Annotated in this window: 11 protein-coding genes; 9 read left to right on the top strand and 2 right to left on the bottom strand. The window is 63.0% G+C overall.

Going from position 1 to position 12,267, the window contains the following annotated elements:
* Positions 1-170 precede the first annotated feature (170 nt).
* The 7 genes from AC0L27_RS01735 to AC0L27_RS01705 all read left to right on the top strand — a co-directional run bounded on the left by AC0L27_RS01735 (position 171) and on the right by AC0L27_RS01705 (position 7,638).
* Positions 171-998, top strand: a complete 828-nt coding sequence (locus tag AC0L27_RS01735; RefSeq protein ID WP_275170586.1) for a metal-dependent phosphohydrolase — start codon at positions 171-173, stop codon at positions 996-998.
* A 12-nt stretch (positions 999-1,010) separates the two neighbouring features.
* The gene (locus AC0L27_RS01730) at positions 1,011-1,901 is read left to right on the top strand and encodes an alpha/beta fold hydrolase (protein WP_354206957.1); all 891 of its coding nucleotides are present in this window, start codon (positions 1,011-1,013) and stop codon (positions 1,899-1,901) included.
* 137 nt (positions 1,902-2,038) lie between these two features.
* Positions 2,039-2,665, top strand: a complete 627-nt coding sequence (folE, locus tag AC0L27_RS01725) for a GTP cyclohydrolase I FolE (protein WP_354206955.1) — start codon at positions 2,039-2,041, stop codon at positions 2,663-2,665.
* Between the two features lie 27 nt (positions 2,666-2,692).
* Positions 2,693-4,216 (top strand): FAD-dependent oxidoreductase, encoded by a 1,524-nt coding sequence (locus AC0L27_RS01720; RefSeq protein ID WP_473317878.1) that lies wholly within the window; start codon positions 2,693-2,695, stop codon positions 4,214-4,216.
* Positions 4,217-4,344: 128 nt separating this feature from the next.
* Entirely contained in the window at positions 4,345-4,920 is a 576-nt protein-coding gene (locus tag AC0L27_RS01715) for an HdeD family acid-resistance protein (protein ID WP_354056349.1), read from the top strand.
* Positions 4,921-5,032: 112 nt separating this feature from the next.
* On the top strand, positions 5,033-6,241 hold the full coding sequence (locus tag AC0L27_RS01710; protein WP_473317877.1) for an ABC transporter substrate-binding protein: 1,209 nt from the start codon (positions 5,033-5,035) through the stop codon (positions 6,239-6,241).
* A 191-nt stretch (positions 6,242-6,432) separates the two neighbouring features.
* The gene (locus tag AC0L27_RS01705; RefSeq protein WP_473317876.1) at positions 6,433-7,638 is read left to right on the top strand and encodes an acyl-CoA dehydrogenase family protein; all 1,206 of its coding nucleotides are present in this window, start codon (positions 6,433-6,435) and stop codon (positions 7,636-7,638) included.
* 62 nt (positions 7,639-7,700) lie between these two features.
* On the opposite strand, the gene AC0L27_RS01700 is transcribed toward AC0L27_RS01705, so the two are convergent.
* Positions 7,701-9,038, bottom strand: a complete 1,338-nt coding sequence (locus AC0L27_RS01700) for an epoxide hydrolase family protein (RefSeq protein ID WP_354206949.1) — start codon at positions 9,036-9,038, stop codon at positions 7,701-7,703.
* A gap of 196 nt (positions 9,039-9,234) precedes the next feature.
* Here AC0L27_RS01700 and AC0L27_RS01695 point away from each other — a divergent pair, with 196 nt between their 5' ends.
* Complete coding sequence (locus tag AC0L27_RS01695; RefSeq protein ID WP_354206947.1) at positions 9,235-9,498, top strand: hypothetical protein; 264 nt, start codon at positions 9,235-9,237, stop codon at positions 9,496-9,498.
* A 181-nt stretch (positions 9,499-9,679) separates the two neighbouring features.
* Positions 9,680-10,171 (top strand): septal ring lytic transglycosylase RlpA family protein, encoded by a 492-nt coding sequence (locus tag AC0L27_RS01690; RefSeq protein ID WP_342761047.1) that lies wholly within the window; start codon positions 9,680-9,682, stop codon positions 10,169-10,171.
* A gap of 101 nt (positions 10,172-10,272) precedes the next feature.
* Here the strand turns inward: AC0L27_RS01690 and AC0L27_RS01685 are convergent, their stop codons facing one another.
* Positions 10,273-12,243, bottom strand: coding sequence for an AI-2E family transporter (locus AC0L27_RS01685; protein WP_473317875.1), 1,971 nt, complete (start codon positions 12,241-12,243; stop codon positions 10,273-10,275).
* Positions 12,244-12,267: the final 24 nt, after the last annotated feature.

Raw genomic sequence — 12,267 nt, 5'->3', positions numbered from 1 at the left:
GGCACCGCAACTGCGATATCGCGGGGCAACAACCGCAAAACATATTTGCGTGTTTACGCCCCCGGGTTTTGCCAGTCGGCCAAGATGGGCTATGCTGGCGCCTTCGTCGAGGACGAGAATGAGACGTCGGGAGTTGATGTGGGACACCACCGACAGACGGGGCTGCATCCATGATGACGTTACCGAGACTGGCGGCGGAATCCCTGGAGAAGACGCTGGGTTCGTTCATGCGCCGCAGGTACGGCGATTCTCCGGCAAACATCGTCGAGAGCGCAACCCGCACCGCGATGGAATGCATCGGAAACAGCGACGCTCTCTATCATAATGTCGAACATACGATGCTGGTCACGCTCGCGGGCCATTCCATCCTGAGCGGCCGGTATCTTCATATTCATCTCTCGGCCGAGGATTACGTCCACGTCCTGATCGCGTGTCTTGCCCATGACATCGGCTATGTCCGCGGCTTGTTCGAAGAAGATGACGAGGACGGTTTTTTGGTCGATGCGGCAGGCACCAAGGTCTCGCTGCCCCGCGGCTCATCAGATGCCAGCCTGATGATGTATCATGTCGACCGATCCAAGCTGTACGTCATGCGCCGGCTGCAGCACATTCCAGGGCTTGATCCGGAACGCATCGCCCGCGCCATCGAGGGGACACGGTTTCCGGCCCGGGAAGGCCAGGACTATGACGACGACGCCTCGATCCTGCGCGCCGCCGACTTCATCGGCCAGCTCGGCGACCCCAATTATCTGCGCAAGGCCAACGCGCTCTACTACGAATTCGAAGAGGTCGGCATGAACCGCCAGCTCGGCTACGATTCGCCGGCCGACATCGTGAACCGCTATCCGCAGTTCTATTGGAATAGCGTCGCGCCGCACATCCAGACCGAGATCGGCTACCTCAACAAGACCGAGATCGGCCGCCAGTGGATCGCCAACCTCTACAGCAACGTGTTCCGCGCCGAGCGCGACATCACGTTGTCCGGGCCGCAAAAATAGCTTCGCCTTGTAATGCAACAAAAAACAATCACCACCGATATCCTCGACATCGTCTATCGCGAATACGGCGCGCCGGACGGCTGGCCCTGCATCATGGGTCACGGCTTTCCTTACGACGTGAACGCCTATGCCGAGACCGCGCCGATCATTGCGCAAGCGGGCGCGCGGGTGCTGGTACCCTGGCTGCGCGGCTACGGGCCGACGCGATTCCGCTCCGCTGCGACATTGCGCTCCGGTGAGCAGGCGGCGCTGGGCGCCGATCTCCTGGCCTTCATGGATGCGCTTGGAATCTCGCGCGCAGTGGTCGGCGGCTACGACTGGGGCGGGCGCGCGGCCTGCGTGGTCTCGGTGCTGCATCCGGAGCGCGTGATCGGCCTCGTCTCGGGCAATTCTTACAACATCCAGAACATCGCGCGTTCGATGGAGCCGGCTTCGCCAACGGAGGAGGCGGCGCTCTGGTATCAATATCTCTTCCACAATGAGCGCGGCCGCCGCGCGCTGGAGCGCAACCGGCGCGGCTTTGCGCGCCAGCTCTGGTCCATGTGGTCGCCGACATGGGCGTTCGACGACGCGACGTTCGAGACCACCGCAATGTCCTTCGACAATCCTGATTTCGTCGATGTCGTGATCCACTCCTATCGACATCGTTACGCGCTGGTCGCGGGCGATCCCGCCTATGCCGCGATCGAGGCGAAGCTCGCCGCCCAGCCGCCGGTTCGGGTGCCGACCATCGCGATCGACGGCGACAGCGACGGCGTCAATTCCGGCACCGCGCACCATGCACGCAAATTCGAGGGCTTTTTCGAGCGGCGCGTCTTTACAGGGGCCGGCCACAATTTGCCGCAGGAGCGGCCGGCCGAATGGGCGCGGGCCGTGCTCGATGTGCGGAAAGCGGCCTCATAGAGCCGGGTTTCTTGTCCCTCAGTCTTGCCGCTCTCGCGGATTCCAATTTTTCCTGATCCCGGGAACCTTTTCCAATCGCAGCCGTCCAAGCTGTGGGGCCGCTTTCTGTACGCGGTTCGTTGCAGGGGAGGTTTTCGATGAAGACACAAACGCGCAGGCTGGAACGTGTCGCGGTCGCGCAGGCGCCGACCGAGCGGCCTGAGAGGGCGGAGGTCGAGCAGGCGATCCGCACCATGATCCGCTGGGCCGGCGACGATCCCGCGCGCGACGGCCTGCGCGAAACGCCGGACCGAGTCGCCCGCGCCTTCGAGGAGTATTTCTCCGGCTATGCGCAGGACCCCACCGAAATCCTGCAAAAGACGTTTGAGGAGATCGAAGGCTATGACGAGATGATCGTCCTGCGCGGCGTTCGCTTCGAAAGCCATTGCGAGCACCACATGGCACCGATCGTCGGCCGCGCCTGGGTCGCTTATATCCCGCAAGGGCGCGTCGTCGGCATCTCCAAGCTCGCGCGTCTCGTCGACATCTACGCCAAGCGGCTTCAGATCCAGGAAAAGATGACCGCGCAGATCGCCAACACGATCAACGATGTGCTGAGGCCCGAAGGTGTCGGGGTCATCATCAAGGCAACGCATCACTGCATGACCACGCGCGGCGCGCACAAGCCCGGGACCGATCTCGTCACCAGTCGCATGCTCGGCGTGTTCCGCGATAATGCGTTGACCCGCCAGGAGCTGCTGGGGCTGGCCAATTCGGACGATTGATCCGCGACGGCTCAAGGAGGCAACGCCATGACCGAGGACAAGAAGCGAAGCGGCCCCGACCTGAGCCGAGGCGTGACGCTCGCCGCGTTCAAGGATGGCAAATTGCTCGGCCATGTCGGCGAGGAAGACGTCCTGCTGGTGCAGGCCGGCGGCGAGATCTTCGCGATCGAGCCGGCTTGCAGCCACTATCACGGTCCGCTCGCCGAAGGACTGGTGGTTGGCGACACCATCCGCTGTCCCTGGCATCACGCCTGCTTCTCCTTGCGGTCAGGCGAGGCGACCCGTCCGCCGGCGCTGAATGCGTTGGCGGTGTGGGAGGTCTCGCGCGATCAGGACAAGATCGTGGTTCAGCGCAAGCGCGAGATGCCGAAGCCTTCGGTGCCTCACCGGACAGCGCCAACGCCGGCAAAATTTGTCATCATCGGCGGCGGCGCGGCGGGTTTCGCGGCGGCGGAGACGCTCCGTCGCGAGGGCTTTGCCGGCGCCATCACGATGCTCAGCAATGACAGCGCGATGCCGGTGGACCGGCCCAATCTCTCCAAGGATTACCTCGCCGGCAACGCGCCGGAGGATTGGCTGCCGCTGCGGGGCGAGGACTATTATCGGGACGCCGGCATCGATCTCAGGCTCAACACGAATGTCGCCGCGATCGAGGCGAAGACGCGCAGCGTGACGCTGGGCAACGGCGACAGGCTGCCGTTCGACCGGCTGCTGCTCGCGACCGGCGCCGAGCCGGTCAGATTGCAGATTCCGGGGGCCGACCAGCATCATGTCTACACCCTGCGCTCCGTCGCCGACAGCCGCGCCATCATCAAGGCGGCCGGCGGCGCCAAGCGTGCGCTGGTAATCGGCGCCAGCTTCATTGGCCTGGAAGTTGCGGCCTCCTTGCGGGCACGCAAGATCGAGGTGCACGTGGTCGCGCCGGACAAACGGCCGATGCAGAAGGTGCTCGGTCCCGAGATGGGCGACTTCGTGCGCGCGCTGCATGAGGAGAATGGCGTCAACTTCCATCTCGAGGACACGGTGGAAAAGCTGGACGGCACGCGCGCCACGTTGAAGAGCGGCGGCGTGATCGAGGCCGAACTGGTCGTGGTCGGCGTCGGCGTCAAGCCGCGCCTTGCGCTCGCCGAGCAGGCGGGGCTTGCGGCCGACCGGGGCGTCAGCGTCAGCGAATATCTGGAGACCAGCATAGCCGGTATCTTTGCGGCCGGTGACATCGCGCGCTGGCCCGATCCGCATTCGCGGCAAACCATCCGCGTCGAGCACTGGGTCGTGGCGGAGCGGCAAGGCCAGACCGCGGCGCGCAACATGCTCGGCAAGCGCGAGCGCTTCGAGGCCGTGCCGTTCTTCTGGTCGCAGCACTATGACGTGCCGATCAACTATGTCGGCCACGCCGAGAGCTTCGACGACATCGCGATCGACGGCAGCATTTCCGGCAAGGACTGCCTGCTGAAGTATCGCAAGGGCGGCCGAGTCCTTGCGATTGCTTCAATTTATCGCGATCTCGACAACCTCAAGGCCGAGCTGGAGATGGAGCGGAGGCGCGGCTGAGGCGCGCATCCGGGTCTTGATTTGCGTCAATGTTGCTGCCCGCGAGGGCTGCTGTGCTGGCTGTCTCCGGTGCGGCGCGCGCTATTCTGGCCTGTGCTCGCTGGCTTCCCATGCAGGAGTGGCCCCTCATGACAAATGCCTCGGATATCTCCCATCCTTCCAGCCTGGGCTCCGGCATCGCGGCCTTGCATGGCAAATGGGGATGGATCGTCGCTCTCGGCGTGGTCTATCTCATTGCCGGATTCGTCGCGCTCGGCAGCATGGTGATGGCGACGGTGGCGAGCGTGATCGTGGTTGGCGCCATGATGATCGTCGCAGGCGCGGCCGAAATCATCGGTGCGTTCCAGATGAAGAGCTGGGGCAAGTTCGTGATCTGGGCCTTGCTCGGCGTGCTCTACATCGTCGCGGGCTTCCTGACCTTCGCGAACCCGCTGTTTGCTGCGGCGCTGCTGACCCTATTCCTTGGCGCCTCGCTGCTCGCCTCCGGCGCGGTCAGGCTGTTTCTCGCCTTCAGCATGAAGCGCGAAAGCCCGTGGGTCTGGGTGGCGCTGTCGGCCGTCGTCACGCTGCTGCTCGGGCTGTTGATCCTGGCACGTTGGCCGGTAAACAGCGTCTACATCCTCGGCCTGTTTCTCGGCATCGACCTGATCATGGCGGGCGCGGGCTGGGTCAGCCTGGGCTTCAGCCTGAAGCGGCGGCACTGATCAGCAACTCGACGCAAGACCCTCTCGCGGAACTCCGCTGATCTGACGTGCTGGCAAAAAGCAGCACGTCGCGCTTTCCGACTCGCGCGGCGATCATCACCGGGGAGAAACCATGAAAGCCGCTTTGGCCCTGGCTGCAGCGCTGGCTGCCTGCCTGTCCACGCCTGTCTCCGCGCAAAAATCCTACGGTCCCGGTGTCAGCGACACCGAGATCAAGATCGGCAACACCATGCCCTATAGCGGCCCCGCATCGCCGCTCGGCATCACTGGCAGGGTGATCTCGGCCTATTTCGACGAGGTCAACGAGAAGGGCGGGATCAACGGCCGCAAGCTCAATCTCCTGTCGCTCGACGACGCCTTCTCGCCGCCGAAGACCATGGAAGCGGCGCGGCGTTTGGTCGAGGGCGACGGCGTCGCCTTCATCTTCGCGACCATGGGCACCGCGCCGAGCTCGGCGATCGCGAAATATCTCAACAGCAACAAGGTGCCGCAGCTGTTTCTGATCAGCTCGGCCTCGAAGTGGAACGACCCCGCCAACATGCCGTGGTCGATGGCGCTGCCGTGGGCACCGAACTACACCAGCGAGGCCGCCATCGACGTCGCCTATGCCCGCGCCAAGAACCCGAACGCGCGCTTCGCGGTGCTCTATCAGAACGACGACGCCGGCAAGGAATATCTGCGCGGCGTCAAGGAAGCGCTTGGTGCCGACGCCGACAAGGCGATCGCGATGGCGTCGAGCTTCGAGGTGGCCGACCCCACCGTCGATTCCCAGGTGCTGACGCTCGCCAACACCAAGGCCGACGTATTCATGATCTATTCGGTGACGCCGCGCGCCTGCGCCCAGGCGATCCGGAAAGCGCATGAAGTCGGCTGGCAGGCGACGCGCTTCCTCGCCTCGGGCTGCGCCAACAAGGCCACCGTGATGGTCCCCGCCGGTCTCGATGCCGGCAAGGGCGTGCTCTCGCTCGGCTCGCTCAAGCCGTTCGTCGAGGCGCCGAAGAACGATCCGGCGATGACGGCCTATATCGACTTCATGAAGAAGCGCCTGCCCAATGCCGACGTCAACAACGTCGCGGGTCTCTACGGCTACACCGTCGCCGAGGCACTGGTGGTCTTGCTGAAGCAGTGCAAGGATAATCTGACGCGCGAGAACATCATGGCGCAGGCGGCCAATTTGAAGAACGAGCCGCTGTCGCTGCTGATGCCCGGCATCACGCTCAACACCACGCCGCAGGATTTCCGCCCGATCAAGGACGGCTATATGCTCCAGTTCGACGGCAACGACTGGATCGTCGCGAGCGAGCTGCTGCGCGGCACGTGACGGGACTGCGCGAGTGACCGCAACGACACCCTCTCCCCTTGTGGGAGAGGGTGGATCGCCGCGGAGCGGCGAGCCGGGTGAGGGGTCTCTCTCCGCCTGTGAAGCTGTTTATTGCGTCCGCGGAGAGAGACCCCTCATCCGGCGCTTCGCGCCACCTTCTCCCGCAAGGGGAGAAGGAAAAGGAGGACACAATGGATTTTCACCACTCCGAACGTTCGCTCGAGTTGCAGGAGCGCGTCCGCCGGTTCATGCGGACGCATGTCGAGCCGGTCGAGGCGCTCTATTACGAGCAGGTCAAGCCGGAGGCGACACGCTACAAGACGCCGCAGATCCTTCAGGACCTGAAACGGCTGGCGCGCGAGCAGGGGCTTTGGAATCTGTTCCTCTCCGGCGAGCACGGTCCGGGCCTCAGCAATCTCGAATATGCGCCGGTGAAGGAGATCATGGGCCGCATCCTCTGGGCGCCCGAGGTGTTCAATTGCTCGGCGCCCGATGTCGGCAACATGGAGGTGCTGGCCAATTACGGCACGCCGGCACAGCAGGAGCGCTGGCTGAAGCCGCTCCTGGAGGGGCGCATCCGCTCCGGCTTCTCGATGACGGAGCCGCAGGTGGCCTCCAGCGATGCCACCAACATCCAGTGCGAAATCAGGCGCGACGGCGGCGACTACGTCATCAACGGCCGCAAATGGTTCACCTCCGGCGCGATGAACGAGGATTGCGAGATCCTGATCGTGATGGGCAAGACCGCGCCCGACGATCCCGATCGCCACCGCCAGCAATCCATGATCCTGGTGCCGAGAGCGACTCCCGGCGTGCGCATCGTCCGCGACATGCTGACCTACGGCTACGACGACGCGCCGGTCGGCCATCCCGAGATCGTCTACGAGAACGTTCGCGTGCCCGCGGAGAACATCCTGCTCGGCGAGGGCCGCGGCTTCGAGATCGCGCAAGGCAGGCTCGGTCCCGGCCGTATCCATCATTGCATGCGGCTGATCGGCTGCGCCCAGCGTGCGCTGGAATTGATGTGCCAGCGCGCGGTCTCCCGCACGGCATTCGGCAAGCCGCTCGCAGAGCAAGGCTCGGTGCGCGAGGACATCGCACACTCATTCTGCGAGATCGCGCAGGCGCGCTTGCTGACGTTGCAAGCCGCCGACAGGATGGACCGCGAAGGCAACAAGATGGCGCGCGACCTGATTGCCGCCGCCAAGATCGTGGTGCCCAGCATGGCCGCCCGCGTTATCGACCGCGCCATCCAGATCCACGGCGCCGCCGGCGTCTCGCAGGACACGTTCCTGGCCCGCGCGTATGTCTACGCCCGCTTCATCCGGATCGGCGACGGACCGGATCAGGTGCATCTGGCCGCGGTGGGGAAGGAGCTGATCAAGCGCGGCGGATGATGGGCTAAGCAACGCCCTCCGCAGTTAGATCGCCACCTTGCCGGCGACGCCCTTGACCACGGTCACTGGACCAGATGTGCGGGCCGAAGCGGCCTGAATGCGGCGCGGAGCTCGGCGGAGAAAAGCGCCGGCTGCTCCCAGGCAGCAAAATGACCGCCTTTGTCGACCTCGTGGAAGTAGGTCAGGTTGCGATAGGCCCGCCGGGCCCACGTCTCCGGGGCTTGATAGCTCTCGCCCGGGAAGACCGTGATGGCCACCGGCAGCGAAATCTCCGCAGTCTTCTCCGGACCTGCAAGGGCGGGACTGCGCCCGCTATATTCCCAGTAAAGTCGCGCCGAGGAGGTGGCGCTGTTCGTCAGCCAGTACAGCGTGATGTCGTCGAGTACCTCGTCGCGGGATTTTTCGGAGTCGGTGCCGTCAAATTTCCAATGCGAGAAGCCGGGGTGCCCGAGCATCCAGGCAGCCAGACCCGCGGGAGAATCCGTCAAGCCGTAGCCGATCGTTTGCGGCCTGGTTCCCATCATCAGCGCGTAGGACCGGTTGCCCATCTTGCCGGCCGCACTGAATGCATCGAACGCTGCGCGCTCTTTGGCGGAAAGGTCTGCCGGGGCGGGCCCGCCGGCCGCCAGGATCGCGGCAATATCGGGCGGGACGATCGCCGGCAAATTGATATGGATGCCGAGCAGTCCTGCCGGCGCCAGCCGTGCCATCGCACTCGAGACCGGCGAGCCCCAGTCCCCGCCCTGCGCGACATAGTGGGTGTAGCCCAATCGCTTCATCAGTTCCGCCCAGATGCGCGCCGTGCGGTCAGGACCCCAACCGGTATCGACCGGCTTGCCAGAGAAGCCATAGCCGGGCATCGACGGGATCACGACGTCGAACGCATCCTCGGGCCGGCCTGCATGGGCCGTTGGATCGGTGAGTGGATCGATCAGCTTGAGCTGCTCGAAGACCGATCCCGGCCAGCCATGGGTTATGACGACAGGGAGGGCATTGCGATGTTTGGAGCGGACATGAATGAAGTGGATATCGATGCCGTCGATGTTGGTGACGAACTGCGGAAGCCGATTCATTCTCGCTTCGATCTGTCGCCAGTCATAGGCCGTCCCCCAATAGTTGACGAGGGACTGGAGCTTCGCCAGCGGGATACCTTGGGACTGGTCGGAAACTGTCTCGCGATCGGGCCATCGCGTCGCCAACACGCGTCGGCGAAGCTCGGCAAGGTCCTCCTCCGGCACGGCAATGTGGAAGGGGCGAATTGTGCTTTCGCCCGCGGCCGCCGCTCCACGTAGCGGAAACACGCTGGTGGAAATCGCCGCTGCAATTCCAACCGCTGCGGTGCTCAAAAGCGCGCGCCGGCTTCTGTCGATTGGGTTCTCGGAATCGTATGGCATCGGCATGGGACACCCTCCTGGCTTCAGGCGATCGGAGCCTGCGGAGCAGGGCAGTCCTTCGTCTGGCTCTGCAACATGGCTCGGAAGCTGGTCAATAGCTCGTTAAGGCTTGTTAGATGCTGTGAGCAGTTGCGACTGATGCCGGGCAAGGTGAAGGAAGACAAGCTCAGCATTTCTGTCCCACGTCCTAGACACGGACGGAGTGAACAAGCTGACCGGATCTGTGCGTCGGCTCGTTGCCCCGGAACGTGTTCAGCATCGCGCCTTGCTGCGCAAGGACATTGCAAACTCCCTCTGCGACACGCGCAAGCAAGCCTTCTCACGTCACGCTAGGTGGCTGCCTCCGCCGCAGCGTCGCTGCGATGATCGCTTCTGCAACGACAACGTCAATGAGTATGAAACCACGGTCAGGCAGACGAGCGCACCGCTTGTCCTGATTGGTGGCGCCGTGAGAGTCATGTCGTAGCACTATTTCTCTGTCGCTCGTCGTCATGCTGTTGACGCAATGTCTGGCTTAGACGGCGACAACTAAAACACCGTGCTGGACCACTACGGTTCCCACAACGGTTCCGGAGCCAGGGGTTGGCTCCATCCGCAAAATGATTTGCGGCACCGGAACCGAACAATCGAAAATCACAGGAGATATAATGGGGTTCCGATCGAGCGCCGCAATTTGCGGCGCCGTGATTGCGCTTGCCGTTTCCGTTCCGATTGCGCGATGTGAAGCTGGTGGGGTTCACTCAAGCGCTGCCGACAATGCCGCTTCCGGGGAAGCGATCGTTGGCGCGGCATCCATGTACAATCCGTTCAAGCCTGGCAAAGAGGAGGGCGGCCCGAAGACGGCTTCCGGCGAGCGCTATGATCCCTCGGTGTGGTCGGCTGCCATCAAGACGAGCTTGCGTAAGAAATTCGGTGGGGTCCAATTTGGCGCGAAGCCGAAATACGCCCTCGTCGAGGCCGTCGGCAAGAAAGTCATCGTCAGGATAAATGACGTGGGACCGCTAAGGCCTGGCCGCATCATCGACTTCAATGAGCGGACCATGCGCCATTTCGATCCGAGCCTGGAGCGCGGGGTCATTCCTGACGTAAAAGTTCGGCCGCTTGCCGGCGGCGATTGGACCCCCGGACCGGTTGGCTGAATCGCGCAGTACGAACGAAGGTCGCGGGCGCCGCGCCATCTCCATGATGACATCATGGTTTGCTGCGCGCCCGCAGCAGCCATGTCTGCGCGTCTAAACTACTAAGCGGCCGTGATCTTCGAAGTCTGGCCTTCGGCTCCTGTGCCAAGGCCATCCACACCCGTCGCTTCTATGCAGAGTTTAAGCGCCCCGCCCAGAGTTGCAGCAGCCAAATCCGCTTTGGCACCTTCCCGCACAGTTTCCAGCGCCGCTGGGTCGATGTCCTTCATCCAGCAACCCAGAATGATTGTAGCGTTCGGCAATTTACGGCGAAGCCGTCGCACCGAGTAACGCATATGGGCAGGGCTACTTGCGTCCATATAGACAAGACAGGCAATGGCGACCCCGGCGGTCTCCAGCCGGAAGATATTCGCCGTCGATAACGCTCCCGCTGCTTCAACTCGTGCCGACAAGCCATGCGCATTCGTCAGTTGAGCCAGCATGATCGCAGCGGCTTCGTCGATCGGATTTCTTCCCGCTAAGCAGAGCACGGGATGATCGCCTTGCCATTCAGAAGGCAAGTCCTCCTTGCGCAGCACCCGCAGACTCTCATAAGGCGCGTCCTCAGCCACGCCCTCTATGGCAGATGTAGCCTCGACATCTGTGGTCGGGTTGACCTTCGGCGACGGACGTTCATCCTGCTCCGAAATGTTATTGGCAAATTCTTGGACTGCATCCCTGATCTTGGTCAGCCGGTCGGGGGCCAGAGCGCCGCGCTCGGCATCCGCTTGAGCCAGCTGCAGTCCTCGCAGGGCGACTTCGTCGTAATAGGAGCCAAGAGATCGCTCCTTCAAGAACTCCTCGGCCTTTGCCGATGCTTCTGTCGGATCGCCGGCGAGCATCCGCTGATAGAATATCTCAGGCGGAGAGAGCGCTGGTCGGTCTCCAAACATGACGTCCAGGAACTCCAGGCGCTCGACATGGCGGCCCAGTACGACCAGACACACTGTAAGGGGTGTTGCCAGGACGAGGCCGATCGGACCCCAGAGCGCCGTCCAGAACGTCGCAGAAGCGACAACGGCCACCGGCGACAGTCCCGTGCTGTGTCCATAGACCATCGGCTCCAGCACATGGCCGACGACGGGCTCCACCACCACGAACAGCGCGATCGTCCAAAGCAGCATCGTCCAGGTTGGATCGACCGCGACCGCGAGAGCGAGAGGAAAGGCGGCGGCGATGACCGCCCCAATGTAAGGCACGAAGCGCAGCACTGCTGCCAGAATACCCCACAGGATCGCGCTTGGAACGCCGATCAGCCACAGACCCATTCCGATGATGATGCCGAAGCCCCCGTTCACGAGAAGCTGGATAAGGAAAAGCCGGCTGAGGCGGCTCGCCGCGTCATCAAGGGCAGCCGTGGTGCGCTGCAGGTCATCCGAACCGGCCAGCCTGATCAGACGATTACGAAGATCCTCGCGCTGAAGCAAAATGAAGATCACGAATATGACGATGATCCCGGTCGTTGCGAGCGGATGAAGCAATGGTGAAATCAGCGTTTGCAAGCTCTCCAGCGCACCGGGATCGGGCTGGAGCACTTCCACAGGAACGGGCTTCGGCTGGGCCGCTTTCGGAGCTGCTATGGTCCCCAACGAATTCGCCGCCTCCTTCGGCTTGTCGAGCTCCTTGCTGAGGTCCTTCAACATGCTGGAAGCTCGCTCGAGCGTGCCTCGACCGGCGGTGGTCTCACGGAAGGATTGGATCTTCTCGCTTATTGTGGACTGATATCGCGGCAAATCGCCGGCCAGCTGCGCGAGTTGGGTAGCGAGGAGACTGCCCATCGCAAATATGAATGCGAAGGCGATTACGACCACGCTCACCACAGCCAAACTGCGTGGAATGCGCAGACGCTGAACCAGTCGAACCAGGGGCGCCAGCACGAAGCTGAGCAAGACAGCCAGCGCTATTGGAATGATGATCTCGCGACCATAATACAGCACCATGACAATGATCGACGCGAGAATGGCCATCGCCACGGCGCTCAATAGGGAAATCAGCTCTTCCGGTGTTCGTGCTTTGAATGGCTGCCTGATCACAGCTCCTCGCTAGGCCGGGAAAGA

Source organism: Bradyrhizobium sp. Ken51 (genome assembly GCF_055807435.1).
Note: the sequence above shows the minus strand (reverse complement) of the source record. Positions and strands in the feature narration are given on the sequence as shown.